The 15,518-nt window shown below is 62.6% G+C and carries 14 protein-coding genes; 8 read left to right on the forward strand and 6 right to left on the reverse strand.

Going from position 1 to position 15,518, the window contains the following annotated elements; all coding sequences use genetic code 11:
* The first annotated feature begins 78 nt into the window (after nucleotides 1-78).
* Together coaD and PSFL_RS13900 are read left to right on the forward strand one after the other, a co-directional pair.
* Nucleotides 79-558 carry a pantetheine-phosphate adenylyltransferase gene (gene coaD, locus PSFL_RS13895; RefSeq protein ID WP_003176711.1) on the forward strand — a complete coding sequence of 160 codons (480 nt, stop codon included), beginning with the start codon at nucleotides 79-81 and terminating at the stop codon, nucleotides 556-558.
* Nucleotides 559-661: 103 nt separating this feature from the next.
* Nucleotides 662-913 carry a YfhL family 4Fe-4S dicluster ferredoxin gene (locus tag PSFL_RS13900; protein ID WP_003213796.1) on the forward strand — a complete coding sequence of 84 codons (252 nt, stop codon included), beginning with the start codon at nucleotides 662-664 and terminating at the stop codon, nucleotides 911-913.
* Between the two features lie 122 nt (nucleotides 914-1,035).
* Here the strand turns inward: PSFL_RS13900 and mutM are convergent, their stop codons facing one another.
* Nucleotides 1,036-1,848, reverse strand: a complete 813-nt coding sequence (mutM, locus tag PSFL_RS13905; RefSeq protein WP_057440389.1) for a bifunctional DNA-formamidopyrimidine glycosylase/DNA-(apurinic or apyrimidinic site) lyase — start codon at nucleotides 1,846-1,848, stop codon at nucleotides 1,036-1,038.
* 21 nt (nucleotides 1,849-1,869) lie between these two features.
* A complete protein-coding gene (locus tag PSFL_RS13910) occupies nucleotides 1,870-2,682 on the reverse strand; it encodes an HDOD domain-containing protein (protein ID WP_169960163.1) in 813 nt (270 codons plus the stop codon).
* Nucleotides 2,683-2,961: 279 nt separating this feature from the next.
* Between PSFL_RS13910 and PSFL_RS13915 the strand changes: the two genes are divergently transcribed.
* The 3 genes from PSFL_RS13915 (at nucleotide 2,962) to ilvD (ending at nucleotide 7,617) form a co-directional block, all read left to right on the forward strand.
* The gene (locus PSFL_RS13915; protein ID WP_057440391.1) at nucleotides 2,962-4,158 is read left to right on the forward strand and encodes a class I SAM-dependent rRNA methyltransferase; all 1,197 of its coding nucleotides are present in this window, start codon (nucleotides 2,962-2,964) and stop codon (nucleotides 4,156-4,158) included.
* Nucleotides 4,159-4,346: 188 nt separating this feature from the next.
* On the forward strand, nucleotides 4,347-5,546 hold the full coding sequence (locus PSFL_RS13920; RefSeq protein WP_170045725.1) for an MFS transporter: 1,200 nt from the start codon (nucleotides 4,347-4,349) through the stop codon (nucleotides 5,544-5,546).
* 229 nt (nucleotides 5,547-5,775) lie between these two features.
* The gene (ilvD, locus tag PSFL_RS13925) at nucleotides 5,776-7,617 is read left to right on the forward strand and encodes a dihydroxy-acid dehydratase (protein WP_057440393.1); all 1,842 of its coding nucleotides are present in this window, start codon (nucleotides 5,776-5,778) and stop codon (nucleotides 7,615-7,617) included.
* A gap of 105 nt (nucleotides 7,618-7,722) precedes the next feature.
* Here ilvD and PSFL_RS13930 read toward each other — a convergent pair whose 3' ends face one another.
* Nucleotides 7,723-8,781 carry a haloacid dehalogenase-like hydrolase gene (locus PSFL_RS13930; protein ID WP_115129213.1) on the reverse strand — a complete coding sequence of 353 codons (1,059 nt, stop codon included), beginning with the start codon at nucleotides 8,779-8,781 and terminating at the stop codon, nucleotides 7,723-7,725.
* Between the two features lie 242 nt (nucleotides 8,782-9,023).
* On the opposite strand from PSFL_RS13930, the gene PSFL_RS13935 reads away from it, so the two are divergent.
* A complete protein-coding gene (locus PSFL_RS13935; RefSeq protein ID WP_397470183.1) occupies nucleotides 9,024-10,415 on the forward strand; it encodes an L-cystine transporter in 1,392 nt (463 codons plus the stop codon).
* A 95-nt stretch (nucleotides 10,416-10,510) separates the two neighbouring features.
* Here the strand turns inward: PSFL_RS13935 and PSFL_RS13940 are convergent, their stop codons facing one another.
* On the reverse strand, nucleotides 10,511-11,023 hold the full coding sequence (locus PSFL_RS13940) for a dihydrofolate reductase (protein ID WP_057440396.1): 513 nt from the start codon (nucleotides 11,021-11,023) through the stop codon (nucleotides 10,511-10,513).
* A gap of 69 nt (nucleotides 11,024-11,092) precedes the next feature.
* Here PSFL_RS13940 and PSFL_RS13945 point away from each other — a divergent pair, with 69 nt between their 5' ends.
* Both PSFL_RS13945 and PSFL_RS13950 read left to right on the forward strand, forming a co-directional pair.
* On the forward strand, nucleotides 11,093-12,472 hold the full coding sequence (locus tag PSFL_RS13945; protein ID WP_115129215.1) for a DUF2868 domain-containing protein: 1,380 nt from the start codon (nucleotides 11,093-11,095) through the stop codon (nucleotides 12,470-12,472).
* Entirely contained in the window at nucleotides 12,465-13,832 is a 1,368-nt protein-coding gene (locus tag PSFL_RS13950) for a DUF3482 domain-containing protein (RefSeq protein ID WP_057440398.1), read from the forward strand. The genes PSFL_RS13945 and PSFL_RS13950 overlap by 8 nt, the downstream gene beginning before the upstream one ends.
* Here PSFL_RS13950 and PSFL_RS13955 read toward each other — a convergent pair.
* Both PSFL_RS13955 and PSFL_RS13960 read right to left on the reverse strand, forming a co-directional pair.
* Nucleotides 13,829-14,383, reverse strand: coding sequence for a phosphonate degradation HD-domain oxygenase (locus tag PSFL_RS13955; protein WP_120734300.1), 555 nt, complete (start codon nucleotides 14,381-14,383; stop codon nucleotides 13,829-13,831). The two genes, PSFL_RS13950 and PSFL_RS13955, sit on opposite strands and share 4 nt — an antisense overlap.
* Complete coding sequence (locus PSFL_RS13960) at nucleotides 14,383-15,516, reverse strand: TIGR03364 family FAD-dependent oxidoreductase (protein ID WP_115129217.1); 1,134 nt, start codon at nucleotides 15,514-15,516, stop codon at nucleotides 14,383-14,385. Before PSFL_RS13960 ends, PSFL_RS13955 begins: the two co-directional genes overlap by 1 nt.
* Nucleotides 15,517-15,518: the final 2 nt, after the last annotated feature.

Genomic DNA, 15,518 nt, shown 5'->3' on the forward strand with positions numbered 1-15,518 from the left:
TCTGAATAAGTTGACTTGGCCGACCGGGATGGCTGCGATACCATCCGGTTCCCCAACGGACTCCGCCAGGACGACGCGATGAACCGAGTGTTGTACCCAGGTACCTTCGACCCGATTACCAAAGGCCATGGCGATCTGGTCGAACGCGCCTCGCGCTTGTTCGACCATGTGATCATCGCGGTCGCGGCCAGCCCCAAGAAAAACCCGCTGTTTCCCCTGGAACAGCGCGTGGAGCTGGCCCGTGAGGTCACCAAGCACCTGCCTAACGTGGAAGTGGTGGGCTTTTCGACGCTGCTGGCACACTTCGCCAAGGAGCAGAACGCCAATGTATTCCTGCGCGGGCTGCGGGCGGTGTCGGACTTCGAGTATGAATTCCAGCTGGCCAATATGAACCGCCAACTGGCGCCGGACGTTGAGAGCCTGTTTCTTACGCCGTCGGAACGTTATTCGTTCATTTCTTCGACCCTGGTCCGGGAAATCGCGGCATTGGGCGGGGATATCACCAAGTTTGTGCACCCTGCGGTCGCCGATGCGCTGACGCTGCGCTTCAAGAAGTAAGACCGCTCGACCGGCGCCCGCTCGCACTGCGGGCGCCAATGCGGCACAATTGCGCGCATTAGTTTTTCAGATGCCTTGGCAGAGCGCCCTGGCAGGAGTTTCCATGTCCCTGATCATCACCGACGATTGCATCAACTGCGACGTCTGCGAACCCGAGTGCCCGAACGCTGCCATTTCCCAGGGTGAAGAGATCTACGTGATCGACCCCAACCTGTGCACCCAGTGTGTCGGCCACTACGACGAACCCCAGTGCCAGCAAGTGTGCCCGGTCGATTGCATCCCGCTGGATGAGGCACACCCTGAGACTGAAGAGCAGTTGATGGAGAAGTACCGGTTGATTACCGGCAAGGCCTGAGACCTTGTGGTGGCTGGGCGGGCCTCATCGCAGGCAAGCCAGCTCCCACACTTGGAGGTATTCACAAAGCAAAATGTGGGAGCGGGCTTGCCCGCGATGACGGCAGCCGCCGTCACACACAATCAGCTCTGGCACTTGGGGCAAAACACACTCGCCCGCTGCCCCAACATCACATTGCGCAATTCGCTCCCGCAGACCTTGCACGCCTCGCCACCCCGGCCGTAGACGAACAGTTCCTGCTGGAAATACCCCGGCTGCCCATCGCCACCTATAAAGTCGCGCAATGTCGTACCGCCGCGCTCGATGGCGGCCGCGAGGATGCGTTTGATCTCGATCGCCAGCTTCAGGTAACGCCCACGGGAAATGCCCTTGGCCTCCCGGCGCGGGTCGATCCCGGCGGCAAACAGCGCCTCGGTCGCGTAGATATTGCCCACCCCCACCACCACCGCGTTGTCCATGATGAACGGCTTGACCGCCATCGAGCGCCCACGGGACAGCTGGAACAGGCGCTCGCCATCAAACAGGTCGGTCAACGGCTCCGGCCCCAGGCGCAGCAGCAGTTCGTGGTTGTGCGGGTCCTGGCTCCAGAGCATCGCGCCAAAGCGCCGGGGGTCGGTGTAGCGCAGGGCCAGGCCCGACTCCAGCTCGATGTCCACATGCTCATGCTTGGCTGCCGGTAGACCGACTTCCACCAGGCGCAAATTGCCCGACATACCCAAGTGGCTGATCAAGGTGCCGACTTCGGCGTTAATCAGCAGGTACTTGGCCCGCCGCTCCACCAGCACGATGCGCTGCCCGGACAGGCGCACATCCAGGTCTTCGGGGATCGGCCAGCGCAGGCGCCGTTCACGCACCACCACGCGGCTGACCCGCTGGCCTTCCAGGTGCGGCGCAATTCCGCGCCGGGTGGTTTCGACTTCTGGCAGCTCAGGCATATTCGTCTCGCGATAGAAAGGTTAGTGCGCGCCCAACTCGCGGATCGACAACTTCAGGTTCTCGAAGTCGTAGTCCGACAGGCCCACGTAATCCAGCACCAGGTGGCCGATGCTGTCCCATTCATGGTCCACCGTCTGGTTGCCCAGTACCCGATAGGACGCGCAGATATGCTCGGCCATCTTCAGGATCGCCAGCAGGTTTTTCAGCGGGCTGTTACGCGCCGACTCATCGCTGAAAATCGCCAGGGCATTGTGGTGGTTGGCGATGGCGTTGGTCACATGCTCCGGCAGGCGCCAGGACTTGGCGGTGTAATAGCCCACCACCGCATGGTTGGTGTGGAACGCGCTGTTCTCGGTGTCGACCACCCGACAATCGGGCCCCGCCTTGGCGTAGGAATCTTCCAGCACGCTCATGTAGTCCGGGAAACGCTTGAGCATCAGCGGCACGCCACAATCGTGGAACAGCCCCAGGGCATAGGCTTCGTCCACCGCCTGGGAGCCGGTGCGCTTGGCCAGGGTCAGGCAGGTCATCGCCACGTCCTGGGCGGTGTCCCAGAACCGGTTGAGGGTGACGATGGTGTCATCGCTCATCTCGCCCTTGATCGACTGGGCGTTGATCAGGTTGACGATCGAGCGGCTGCCCAACAGGTTCACCGCGCGCTGGATCGAGGCAATCTTGTTGCTCAGGCCGTAATACGGCGAGTTGACGATTTTCAGCAACGAGCCGGAGAGGCCCGGGTCCTGGGAGATCAGCCGCGCAATCACCTCCAGGTCCGGATCGGGCATGTACTGCTCCATCTGCAAATCCACCATGATTTGCGGTTGGGGCGGCACGCTGATGCCTTGCAGGGCCTGTTGGATCTGTTCGGCGGAAAGCTCTTGGGACATAGGTACATACTCTGGACTAGGCGCGAATTCTAACCTCTAAGCAAAGCTGACCGACACCTCAAAAACCCGAACCGAACCCCGATCCAATATGGGAGCTGGCTCGCCTGCGATTGCATCGCCGCCGTACGTCAGATACACCGCGCCGTCTGCATCGCAGGCAAGCCAGCTCCCACATGAACGGGCGCGCAAAGGGTATACTCCCGCTCTTTTTTCCGGAGCGACGTCATGTCCCTGCCAAGCCTGCGTCTCAAAGCCAACGCCGATCGTCGTTTGCGCAACGGCCACCTGTGGGTCTACAGCAACGAAATCGACGTGGCCGCCACCCCACTCCACGGCTTCCAGGCAGGCGACCAGGCCATCCTCGAAGCGGCCGGCGGCAAGACCCTGGGCATCGTGGCCATGAGCCCGAACAACCTGATCTGCGCGCGCCTGCTGTCGCGCGACATCAAGTTGCCGCTGGACAAGTCGCTGCTGGTGCACCGCATCAACGTCGCCCTGTCCCTGCGCGACCGCCTGTTCGACAAGCCGTTCTACCGCCTGGTCTACGGCGACTCCGACCTGCTGCCGGGCCTGGTGGTCGACCGTTTCGGCGATATCCTGGTGGTGCAGATCGCTTCGGCGACCATGGAAGCCCATAAAGAAGACGTGATCGCCGCGCTGACCCAAGTGCTCAAGCCCAGCGGCATCCTGTTCAAGAACGATTCCGCCGCGCGCGACGCCGAAGGCCTCAACCGCTACGTCGAAACCGTGTTCGGCCTGGTCCCTGAATGGGTTGCCCTGGAAGAAAACGGCGTGCAATTCGAAGCCCCGGTGATCCAGGGCCAGAAGACCGGTTGGTTCTACGACCACCGCATGAACCGTGCACGCCTGGCCCCGTATGCCAAAGGCAAGCGCGTTCTCGATCTGTACAGCTACATCGGCGGCTGGGGCGTGCAAGCTGCCGCGTTTGGCGCCAGTGAAGTGTTCTGCGTCGATGCCTCGGCCTTTGCTCTGGATGGCGTAGAGCGCAACGCCGCGCTGAACGGCGTTGCCGAGAAGATGACCTGCATCGAAGGCGACGTGTTTGAAGCGTTGAAAGAATTGAAAGCCAGCGAAGAGCGCTTCGACGTGATCGTCGCCGACCCACCCGCCTTCATCAAACGCAAAAAAGACATGAAAAACGGCGAAGGCGCTTACCGCCGCCTCAATGAGCAAGCCATGCGCCTGCTCAGCAAGGACGGCATCCTGGTCAGCGCCTCGTGCTCCATGCACCTGCCGGAAGACGACCTGCAAAACATCCTGCTGACCAGCGCCCGCCACCTGGACCGTAATATCCAGATGCTGGAGCGTGGTGGCCAGGGCCCGGACCACCCGGTGCACCCGGCGATTGCCGAGACGCGCTATATCAAGAGCATTACGTGCCGGTTGTTGCCCAATAGCTAAGTAACATGCAGATCAAAGGTGGGAGTGGGCTTGCCAGCTCCCACCTTTTTTTGTGCAGTGTCAGAAAGATTTTTCCTACCGTCGCCAGCCACGCGCCCCCCCAGGAAATTTCCTTCAAAGGTTTTGATTGAATTCCACTTTTTGCAGACTAGTATCGGTTTCTGGCTTCACTGCGGAAAACAAAAACAATGTCTGATTCCACCTGCTCGCCCGTCCTCGATGGCCCAGCCAAACGCCAGTATCTTTCCCGCTTCATCCTCATCACCTGCATTGCCCTGATCAGCTTCTTCCCGATCAATATCCTGCTGCCTTCATTTCCGGCCCTCGCCGCTAGGTTCGACACGCCCAGCGCCAATGTCGCGCTGTCCATCAGCCTGTTTACCCTGGTTTTTTCGGTCTCCCAACTGATCGCCGGCCCACTCTCGGATAAATGGGGGCGCAAGGAAGTCCTGCTTGGCTGCATCACACTGTCGATCCTGGGGGCGATAGGCTGCACGCTGGCATCGGACTACCTGACCTTCCTGCTGTTTCGCAGCGTGCAGGCCATGGGCTGTGGCTTCTTCGTGCTGGGCCACGCCCTGGTGGAAGACCTGTTCGAGGAGCAGGACCGGGCTCGCGTGCGCCTGTATTACATGACCCTGAGCGGCTCGTTCGTCGCCCTTTCGCCGCTGATCGGCTCCTGGCTGCAAACCACCTTTGACTGGCAAGGCAGCTTCTACGGGTTCGCAGTGATGGCATTGGCCATGTTGATCCATGCGCTGTGCATCCTGCCGTCCAAGTCCGCCAGCCCCCATCGCGCACCGGTGTCGATCATCACCACCTTGAAAGCCGTGGCCGGCAACCGGGACTTCCTGCGCTACTGGTGGATCGCCGCACTGGTGTTCGCCTGCTACTTCGCCTTGATCAGTGTCACCCCCCTGATGTTCATGGATGGGCTGAAACTCTCCGAATACCAGTACGCCCTGGTGCTGATGGTCTACGGCGTGGCCTATCTGCTGGGCGGCGTGGTGGCCTCGTTTCTGCAAAAACGCATCTCGCTGTCCCGGCAAATCAATATCGGCCTGGGGTTACTGCTGGTGGCCGGTGTGCTACTGATGCTGATCGTCAGCCTTGACGCCATCACCACCATAACCCTGCTGATCCCGATGCTGATCAGCGCCCTGGCCGTGACCCTGGTGCGCCCGGCGGCGATTTCGGCGGCGATGCTGTTGTTCTCAAGCAGCGCGGGCACGGCCGCCTCGGCGGGCAACAGCATCATGTTCCTGACGGCCGCGATCAGCAGTGCCGCCCTTGCGCAAACCGGAACGCATTTGCTGATGACCATTGCCGCAAGCTTCATCGCCTTCAGCCTCTGGGGCTGGCTGACAAATACGAGGGTCGGGCGATAAAGCCCCGGGACATGCTTCTCGCCATTCCCTCCCGACGCCAGCGGTGTAGAATCGACCCTATTCATCGCCAGTCATCCCCCGGCGGGTTTATGAGCTCGAGGCCCAAGCAAGCGGCGATCCCGCGACGCGAGTGGCAACTTCCGGACACACGGCCATTTTTCGGGTGTTCCAGTCGTCAATTAGAAGCTCACTCCCCTTTAGTACTTGATTAGCCGCCCGGAGTGCTCCAATGCCAGATTACCGCTCGAAAACATCCACCCATGGCCGCAACATGGCCGGCGCCCGCGCACTGTGGCGTGCCACGGGGATGAAAGATGACGACTTCAAGAAGCCGATCATCGCGATTGCCAACTCGTTCACCCAATTCGTACCGGGCCACGTCCACCTCAAGGACCTGGGCCAACTGGTCGCCCGCGAGATCGAACGTGCTGGCGGCGTAGCAAAAGAATTCAACACCATCGCCGTGGATGACGGCATCGCCATGGGCCATGACGGCATGCTGTATTCCCTGCCGAGCCGCGAGATCATCGCCGACTCCGTGGAATACATGGTCAACGCCCACTGCGCCGACGCCATCGTCTGCATCTCCAACTGCGACAAGATCACCCCTGGCATGCTGATGGCCGCCCTGCGCCTGAACATCCCGGTGATTTTCGTCTCTGGCGGCCCGATGGAAGCCGGCAAGACCAAGCTCGCCTCCCACGGCCTGGACCTGGTTGACGCCATGGTCATCGCCGCCGATTCCAGCGCTTCTGACGAGAAGGTCGCGGAATACGAGCGCAGCGCCTGCCCGACCTGCGGTTCGTGCTCCGGCATGTTCACCGCCAACTCGATGAACTGCCTGGTGGAAGCCCTCGGCCTGGCCTTGCCGGGCAACGGTTCGACCCTGGCCACCCACAGCGACCGCGAGCAGTTGTTCCTGCAGGCCGGCCGTACCATCGTCGAGCTGTGCAAGCGTTACTACACCGAGAACGATGAGTCGGTGTTGCCGCGCAATATCGCCAACTTCAAGGCGTTCGAAAACGCCATGACCCTGGATATCGCCATGGGCGGTTCCACCAACACCATCCTGCACTTGCTGGCCGCAGCGCAAGAAGCCGAGATCGACTTCGACCTGCGCGACATCGACCGCCTGTCCCGCCACGTGCCGCAGTTGTGCAAGGTCGCGCCGAACATCCAGAAGTACCACATGGAAGACGTGCACCGCGCCGGCGGGATCTTCTCGATCTTAGGCTCCCTGGCCCGTGGCGGCCTGTTGCACACCGACCTGCCGACCGTGCACAGCAAATCCCTGGCCGAGGGCATCGCCAAGTGGGACATCACCCTGACTGACGACGAAGCCGTGCACACCTTCTTCAAGGCAGGCCCGGCTGGCATCCCGACCCAGACGGCCTTCAGCCAGTCGACCCGCTGGGACACCCTGGACGACGACCGTGAAAACGGCTGCATCCGCAGTGTCGAACACGCCTACTCCAAAGAAGGCGGCCTGGCTGTGCTGTACGGCAACATCGCCCTCGACGGCTGCGTGGTGAAGACCGCTGGCGTGGATGAGTCGATCCATGTGTTCGAAGGTCGCGCCAAGATCTACGAAAGTCAGGACAGCTCGGTACGCGGCATCCTCGCCGACGAAGTGAAAGAAGGCGACATCGTAATCATCCGCTACGAAGGCCCGAAAGGGGGCCCGGGTATGCAGGAAATGCTCTACCCGACCTCGTACCTGAAGTCCAAGGGCCTGGGCAAAGCCTGCGCGCTGCTGACCGACGGGCGCTTCTCCGGCGGTACTTCGGGCCTGTCCATCGGCCACGCTTCGCCAGAAGCCGCTGCCGGTGGCGCGATTGGCCTGGTGCAGGATGGCGACAAGGTGCTGATCGACATTCCGAACCGCTCGATCAACCTGTTGATCAGCGATGAAGAACTGGCGGCACGCCGGGTCGAGCAGGACAAGAAAGGCTGGAAGCCGGTGGAGAAGCGTCCGCGCAAAGTTACCACCGCCCTGAAGGCCTACGCCCTGCTGGCCACCAGTGCCGACAAGGGTGCGGTGCGTAACAAGGCCATGCTCGACGGCCTGTAAGCCCCACCCATAAAAATGCCCCGCCAAGTGCGGGGCATTTTTTTGCCTGCCTGAATCGCCAAACCACAGGAGATCAACGGTGGGAGCTGGCAAGCTCCCACAGGGTTACTGGATTTCGTCGGGCTTGACGATCACCCAGTTTTTATCCGCCGTCACCGCCAACCCTTCCTTGGCCTGGGCCGCCGCATGCTTGGCCATCATGCCGTTAATCTGGGTCATGTACTTGTCCTTGCGGTTGATCCACAAGTGGATGCCACCCTTGGCCACGTCCACATCGTGAAACAGCATGTAGCCGTCGCTGGTGGGGGTGTCGCCGCCGACCAGCACCGGTTTTTTCCACTCGTCGATGTAGGTGAGGATCGCCGCATGCTTGCCGGCCATCCAGGTTGCCGGGGTCCACAGGTAGGGGGTCAGTTCCAGGCCGAGGTTGGCCTTTTCGTCGTATTTGCCGGCGCTGATCTGCTTGCGGGCGGTGGTCAGCTCGCCAGTCTTGCGGTCCTTGAGCAACAGGCTGACGCCAATGACGTTCTGCGGCTTGACGTTGTAGCCGTACTTCGGATCCGAGGCGACCATGCGCACCAGCTCTTCAGAGGCGGCGGTCATCACGTACACGTCGATGCCGTTTTCCATCAGCTTGTTGTACAGCTCGGTCTGGCCGGTGAAGATTTTCGGCGGCTGCACCTCCATGTTCTTCACCACGTCGCCTTCGAAGTAGGTGACCGGCACCGGTTTGCCGGAGGCCATCAGTTCATCGACGTAGCCCTTGAGTTCCTTGAGGGTAAAGCCTGAAAACACCTGGGCAACCCACGGGTAGCAGACCATGTCGTCCACTTCGCACAGGCGATAGTAGTAACTGAACAGACTTTCCTTATGGTCAGCGGTGTCTTTGAACGGCATAAGTTTGAGCGACGGATCGAGACTGTCGCGGGTGATCAGGCCCTTGTTTTCCATGTACGGCAACAGTGACTCTTCGAGGTCGAAGCGGTAGCTGGTGTTGTCCATGTCGAACACCGCGTAATTGCCCTTGTTGGCGTTGGCGGCAATCATTTCGTTGAGTTGCTTGGCGGCGGGTGCCGGCCAGTGTTTCAACTCGGTGGCGGCCATGACCTGGCTGACAAGCCCCAGGCATAGCGCGGCGGCAAACAGTCTCGGCGCGAGCTTCATGTGCGTTTTCTCCCTGAGTGAAAGGCATAAACGCTAACAAATCCTTATGACCGTTCCCGGCACCAGCACGACCGTCTGCGTCCTGATACCGCCACCGGCATACGTCTGGGCGCCAAAGCCTTATTCCAAAAACGACAGTAGTCATTCCATAAAGGTATTAAATCAATATATTTCAAGCTGTTAGGCTTTCCGGTTCGCAGTCGCACGCTCAGGCGACTGGCAGCCATTTAATTGGAGCTTCAATGAATCTGCCGCTGATTCTCAATTTGCTGGTGTTCCTGGCGTTACTGCTAGGCCTGGCCCAAACCCGTCACAGCCACTGGAGCCTGGCCAAGAAGGTCCTGCTGGCACTGGTGCTCGGGGTGGTTTTTGGTGTGATCCTGCACACCATTTATGGTGCTGGTCACCCGGCACTCAAGGCCTCGATCAGTTGGTTCGACCTGGTGGGCAATGGTTATGTGCAACTGTTGCAGATGATCGTGATCCCGCTGGTGTTCGCCTCGATCCTCAGCGCCGTGGCCCGCCTGCATAACGCCGCGTCCCTGGGCAAGATCAGCTTCCTGACCATTGGCACGCTGCTGTTCACCACCGCCATTGCGGCGCTGATCGGTATCGGCCTGACCAACCTGTTCGGCCTCACCGCCGAAGGCCTGGTGGCCGGCACCCAGGAGCTGGCGCGCCTGCAGGTGATCCAGAGTGACTACGCAGGCAAGGTCGCCGACCTGAATATCCCGCAGTTGCTGCTGTCGTTTATCCCGCAAAACCCGTTCGCCGACCTGGCCCGGGCCAAGCCGACGTCGATTATCAGTGTGGTGATCTTCGCCGCGTTCCTGGGGGTTGCCGCGCTGCAACTGCTCAAGGACGACGTGGAAAAAGGTCAGAAAGTGATCAACGCCATCGACACCCTGCAAGCCTGGGTGATGCGTCTGGTGCGCCTGGTGATGAAGCTGACCCCTTACGGCGTACTGGCGCTGATGACCAAAGTGGTCGCCAGTTCCAACCTGCAAGACATCATCAAGCTCGGCAGCTTCGTGCTGGTGTCCTACCTGGCGCTGGGGCTGATGTTCGTGGTCCACGGCCTGCTGCTGTCCCTGGCCGGGATCAACCCGCTGCGCTTCTTCCGCAAGGTATGGCCGGTGCTGACCTTTGCCTTCACCAGCCGCTCCAGCGCGGCGAGCATCCCGCTGAGCATCGAAGCGCAGACCCGCCGCCTGGGCATCCCGCAGTCCATCGCCAGTTTCGCCGCCTCGTTTGGCGCGACGATTGGCCAGAACGGCTGTGCCGGCCTGTATCCGGCGATGCTGGCCGTGATGGTGGCGCCAACCGTGGGCATCAACCCCCTGGACCCGCTGTGGATCGCCACCCTGGTGGCGATTGTGACCCTGAGCTCGGCCGGTGTAGCGGGCGTGGGCGGCGGTGCGACGTTTGCCGCGCTGATCGTGCTGCCGGCCATGGGCTTGCCGGTGGCGTTGGTGGCGCTGCTGATTTCCGTGGAGCCGCTGATCGACATGGGCCGTACGGCGTTGAACGTGAATGGTTCGATGACGGCGGGGGCGATTACCAGCCAGATCATGCAGCAGACGGATAAAGAGCTGCTCAATGCCGATGAGCATGCTGATTTGGCGCAGGCCTGATAGACCGCTATCGCGGGCAAGCCCGCTCCCACAGTTGAACCGGTTTCTTCAGTAAAAATCGGTCAACTGTGGGAGCGGGCTTGCCCGCGATGCTTTTAGGCTTTTTCCCAAACTTCGAAGTTATAGGCCGGCTTGTCACCTTCAGCCGGATTCTGCACATTCGACACCAGCTTCCATTGGCGGGTATCAAACTGCGGAAACCACGCATCCCCTTGCGGGCTCAACTCCACCCGCGTCAAATACAGGCGATCCGCCTGCTCCAGCCCCTGCGTATACAGCTGCGCGCCGCCGATCAGCATCAGCTCATCCACGCCCTGCTCCAACGCCCAGGCCTCGGCCCGCGCCACGGCTGCATCGAGGGACGGAAAAACTTCCGCACCTTCGAGCACCAAATCGGTCTGACGGCTGACCACAATGTTCAAGCGACCCGGCAACGGTCGACCCAGGGAATCCCAGGTCTTGCGCCCCATGATGATCGGCTTGCCCAGGGTGGTGGCCTTGAAATATTTGAAATCCCCCGGCAAATGCCAGGGCATGCTGTTGTCGACGCCGATCACGCGGTTTTCACCGAGGGCTGCGATCAGGCTTAAAGGGAGAGTTTTTTTCATGGCGACGAGAATACCAGAGGCGCGGGCCAGCGGTTATGCTCCAGGCTCACTGACACAACAGGATGGCGCGTGACTGCACTTACACCTCTGCACACACTCTGGCTGACGGAAACCGTGCGCCTGCGTGAAGAACACGCTGGCCCCCTGGAAGACCAGGAAGCCAATCGCCTGGCCCGCAGCCACGGCGGCGATCTGCCGACGCGCATTCAAAACCGCGCGCTGTGGCTGGCCGAACGTGACGGCCTGCGCGCCGCCCTGCTCCACTGGCTGCAAGGCGCACGCCTGGCGCTGATGGTGCTGATGGTGCTGGCCATCGTCAGCGGCGCCGGCCTGGCCTTCGCCGCCCTGGGCAACGGCCAGACCCCGGTCAATGTGTTCTGGGCCCTGGGCAGCCTGCTGGGCTTGAACCTGATCCTGCTGCTGAGCTGGGCCCTGGGCCTGTTGTTTGCCGGCGAACACAGCGCCAGCTTGGGCCGCCTGTGGTTGTGGCTCAGCGAAAAACTTGCCCGCGATGCCAAGGCCGCACAACTGGCGCCGGCGCTGTTGTTACTGTTGCAACGCCAGAAGCTCAACCGCTGGGCGGTCGGCGTGCTGGTCAATGGCCTGTGGCTGCTGGCGCTGTGCAGCGCGCTGGTGATCCTGCTGACCTTGATGGCCACCCGGCGCTACGGGTTTGTCTGGGAAACCACCATTCTTGGGGCCGATACCTTTGTCAGCGTGACCCAGGCCCTGGGCAGCCTGCCCGCACTGCTCGGCTTCAGCGTGCCCAGCGTGGAGATGATCCGCACCAGCGGCGACTCGGCGCTGACTATCGAAAGCGCCCGCCAGGCCTGGGCTGCGTGGCTGGTGGGGGTGTTGCTGGTCTATGGCCTGCTGCCCCGGTTGATTCTCGCCCTGTTGTGCCTATGGCGCTGGAGACGCGGGCGCGCGGCCTTGGGCCTGGACCTCAACCTGCCCGGCTACAGCCACTTGCGCGATGCCTTGATGCCCAGCAGCGAACGCCTTGGCGTCAGCGATGTCGCGCCTGAGCAGTTGCACCACGTCAGCGGCGGTGCCAGCGAACTGCACAGCGATGGCGCCCTGCTGGTGGCCATCGAACTCGACGACCAGCACCCCTGGCCGCCCAAACTTCCGGCCATGGTCAAGGACGCCGGCATCCTCGACAGCCGTGAGTCTCGCCACAAACTGCTGGAGCAACTGACCCGCTTCCCGCCCGCACGCCTGGTGATCGCCTGCGACCCGCGCCGCTCGCCGGATCGCGGCAGCCTCGCGCTGATTGGCGAGCTGGCCCGCAGCGCCAGCGCCACCCGGGTCTGGCTGTTGCAAGCGCCACCGGGCCAGGCGCTGGATGCCGAGCGCCTCGGCGATTGGCACACGGCCTTGCAGCAACTGGACCTCCCCTTCGCCGACTGCGCGCCGCTCACCTGGCTGGAGACGGGCCATGACTAAACCCCTGAAACTGGCCGTGGTCGGCCACACCAACGTCGGCAAGACCTCGCTGCTGCGCACCCTGACCCGGGACGTGGGCTTTGGCGAAGTGTCCCACCGCCCCAGCACTACCCGGCATGTCGAAGGCGCACGCCTGTCGGTGGACGGTGAAGCCTTGCTGGAGCTGTACGACACGCCGGGCCTGGAAGATGCCATCGCCCTGCTCGATTACCTGGAGCGCCTCGACCGCCCCGGCGAACGCCTGGATGGCCCGGCCCGCCTGGCGCGCTTCCTCGAAGGCAGCGAAGCCCGCCAGCGCTTTGAGCAGGAGGCCAAGGTGCTGCGCCAGTTATTGGCGTCCGATGCCGGCCTGTACGTGATCGACGCCCGGGAACCGGTGCTGGCCAAGTACCGCGACGAGCTGCAAGTGCTGGCCAGTTGCGGCAAACCGCTGCTGCCGGTGCTCAACTTTGTCAGCAGCGCCGAACACCGCGAGCCGGACTGGCGCGAAGCCCTGGCCCGCCTGGGCCTGCATGCGCTGGTGCGCTTTGACAGCGTGGCGCCCCCAGAAGATGGCGAGCGGCGGCTGTATGAAAGCCTGGCCCTGTTGCTGGAAAGCTCACGGCCACAGTTGGAGCGGCTGATTCTCGACCAGGAGGCCCAACGCCAGGCGCGCCAGCAAAGCGCCGCACGCCTGATCGCCGAGCTGCTGATCGACTGCGCCGCGTGCCGGCGCAGCGTGGTCATCGAGGATGAACAGCAAGCCGTCAGCGATCTGCGCAAAGCCGTGCGCCAGCGCGAACAACGTTGCGTCGAGGCCCTGCTCAAACTCTACGGCTTCCGTGCGCAAGACGCCGCTGCCAGCGACTTGCCGCTGCTGGACGGACGTTGGGGCGATGATTTGTTCAACCCCGAAACCCTCAAGCAACTGGGGGTGCGGGTCGGCGGCGGGATTGCCGCGGGAGCTGCGGCCGGTGCCGGCGTGGACTTGCTGGTCGGCGGCCTGACCCTGGGCGCCGCCGCCCTGGCCGGGGCGATTGCCGGGGGCGCCCTGCAAACTGCGCGCAGCTACGGCAGCCGTTTGCTGGGCAAGATCAAGGGCCAGCGCGAGCTGACCGTGGATGACAGCGTGTTGCGCCTGTTGGCCCTGCGCCAGCGCCAGTTGCTCAAGGCCCTGAACCTGCGGGGGCACGCGGCGATGCACAGCATCAAGGTCGACACCCCGCAGGACAAGAGCTGGCGCGAAGGCAAACTGCCTGAGGCCCTGCACAAGGCGCGTGCCCATCCGCAATGGTCATCGCTCAACCCCCATGCACGGTTGAGCCAGGCCGAGCGCCAGGAACAGATCGAAGCCCTGGCCCAGCGCCTGGACGAGGCTTAAGCCGCCAGCAGGTGCCGGGCCTTGGCCTTCAACACCTCAAGGTCGAGCACCGGCACGTGCATTGCCTTGGCCTGCTCATCCCAGTGGCGCATGCGCAGGCTCACCGCACACAGCGGGTCCTGCTCAAACACACGGGCCTCGTCGGCCGTCATCACCCCGCCCTGGTAACCCAGGGTGCGGCGGCTGGCCTCGCTCAAGCGCGCATAGTAGTCCGGCTGGCTGAAGGTCAGGTAACGCTTGGCCTGCACGTGATACTCCACCAGTTTCGCCAGGCGCTCGCTGAACCCGGCACGCCGCAAGTAATCGGCACCCAGGCGTTCGTGGCTGACCACGCCGTAGCCGCCCATATTCTCCCCACCCTGGCCGCAGATGTGCCCGATATCGTGGAAGAACGCCGCCAGCACCACTTCATCGTCAAAGCCTTCAGCCATGGCCAGTTGCGCGGCCTGGGACATATGCTCGATCTGCGACACCGGCTCGCCAATGTAATCGGCAGCGCCGTGCTGCTCGTACAGGCCAAAGACTTCAGCGACCACCTGCTCAGCGTTCATTACGCCTGCCCCCACAGTTCAGTGATATTGCGCTCGGCCAGCGCCGGCCCCACGCTCATGCCCACGCCGGTGTGCATCAACGCCACGCTGACCCCCTCGGCGGCGCGCAGGAACGAAAACGGCCCCGGCCCACGGGAACCATAGACCCCTTGCCAGCGCTCGACGACCTGAATCTGACAGCCCAGGGTCTGCTCGGCCAGTTCGATCATCCAGTTGTCCACCTGTTCGGCGTTGAATGGCGAAGGATCGCTGCCGTAATGGTGGGAATCCCCGATGATCAACTCGCCATGGGGCGTCGGGCTGATCAGCAGGTGGATGCCATGTTCATGCAGGTGCGGTGTATCGCGCAGGATCTGCGCCTGCACGGGCGCCGCTTCCGGCAAGTCGGCAAAGGCGCCGTAGTGCACACAGCTCAGGCCGGTCAGCAGCGCGTGTTGCAGGTTCAGCTCCACCTTGGGCCGAGCGCGCAGCATTTGCAGTTGGCAGATTTGCGGCTGGAGTGCGGCGATCTGTTCGGCCAGCAGGGTTTGGTAGTCGTGGCCGGAGCACACGATGATCTGCTTGCCACGAAAGCTGCCGGCGGTGCTGTGCACCTGGCCCGGTGCGATGTCGCGCACCAGGGTGGAGAAGTGGAACTCCACCTTGAGGTCGCGGCGCAGGTACTCGATCAGCGCCGGCAGCGCCTCACGGGAATACAGTTGCTGATCGTCCAGGCCGTGCAGCGCGGCGCGGTGATGGCGGAACTGGCCGCCATACAAGTCGTTCAGCGCTGCGCCTTGCAACAGGTTGACGCGGTAGCCATGCGCCTTGGCGCGCCCGGCGCAAAAAGCCTCCAGCAGATGCTCTTCGGCTTCGGTGCGGGCAAACAGGTAAGAGCCATTGCGCTTGAGCTGCAGGTTCGCCTGTTGCGCCCACTGGCCCCAGATCTCGCGGCTTTGCCGGGCCAGGTCGAGCATCTGCCCCGGCGGTTGGCCGGTGACCAGGGCCTGGCCGAAGTTGCGCACCGAGGCGCCCAGGGGCGTGGCCGTGCGCTCGAACACCGTGACCTTGAGGCCGCGTTTGGCGGCGGCGTAGGCATGGGACAGGCCGAGGATGCCGGCGCCGATGATCAGCAGATCGCTGTGGTGTGTCATTA

The sequence above is a fragment of the Pseudomonas sp. DD1 genome, assembly GCF_044510355.1.
Taxonomy (GTDB): Bacteria; Pseudomonadota; Gammaproteobacteria; order Pseudomonadales; family Pseudomonadaceae; genus Aquipseudomonas; species Aquipseudomonas shahriarae.

Excerpts from the sequence above, each read along its gene's own strand:
- PSFL_RS13960 (WP_115129217.1), bottom strand. The coding sequence starts at position 15,516 with ATGACACACCACAGCGATCTGCTGATCATCGGCGCCGGCATCCTCGGC.
- mutM (WP_057440389.1), bottom strand. The coding sequence starts at position 1,848 with ATGCCTGAGCTGCCAGAAGTCGAAACCACCCGGCGCGGAATTGCGCCG.
- PSFL_RS13950 (WP_057440398.1), top strand. The coding sequence starts at position 12,465 with ATGACTAAACCCCTGAAACTGGCCGTGGTCGGCCACACCAACGTCGGC.
- PSFL_RS13915 (WP_057440391.1), top strand. The coding sequence starts at position 2,962 with ATGTCCCTGCCAAGCCTGCGTCTCAAAGCCAACGCCGATCGTCGTTTG.
- PSFL_RS13935 (WP_397470183.1), top strand. The coding sequence starts at position 9,024 with ATGAATCTGCCGCTGATTCTCAATTTGCTGGTGTTCCTGGCGTTACTG.
- PSFL_RS13930 (WP_115129213.1), bottom strand. The coding sequence starts at position 8,781 with ATGAAGCTCGCGCCGAGACTGTTTGCCGCCGCGCTATGCCTGGGGCTT.
- ilvD (WP_057440393.1), top strand. The coding sequence starts at position 5,776 with ATGCCAGATTACCGCTCGAAAACATCCACCCATGGCCGCAACATGGCC.
- PSFL_RS13955 (WP_120734300.1), bottom strand. The coding sequence starts at position 14,383 with ATGAACGCTGAGCAGGTGGTCGCTGAAGTCTTTGGCCTGTACGAGCAG.
- coaD (WP_003176711.1), top strand. The coding sequence starts at position 79 with ATGAACCGAGTGTTGTACCCAGGTACCTTCGACCCGATTACCAAAGGC.
- PSFL_RS13900 (WP_003213796.1), top strand. The coding sequence starts at position 662 with ATGTCCCTGATCATCACCGACGATTGCATCAACTGCGACGTCTGCGAA.
- PSFL_RS13920 (WP_170045725.1), top strand. The coding sequence starts at position 4,347 with ATGTCTGATTCCACCTGCTCGCCCGTCCTCGATGGCCCAGCCAAACGC.
- PSFL_RS13940 (WP_057440396.1), bottom strand. The coding sequence starts at position 11,023 with ATGAAAAAAACTCTCCCTTTAAGCCTGATCGCAGCCCTCGGTGAAAAC.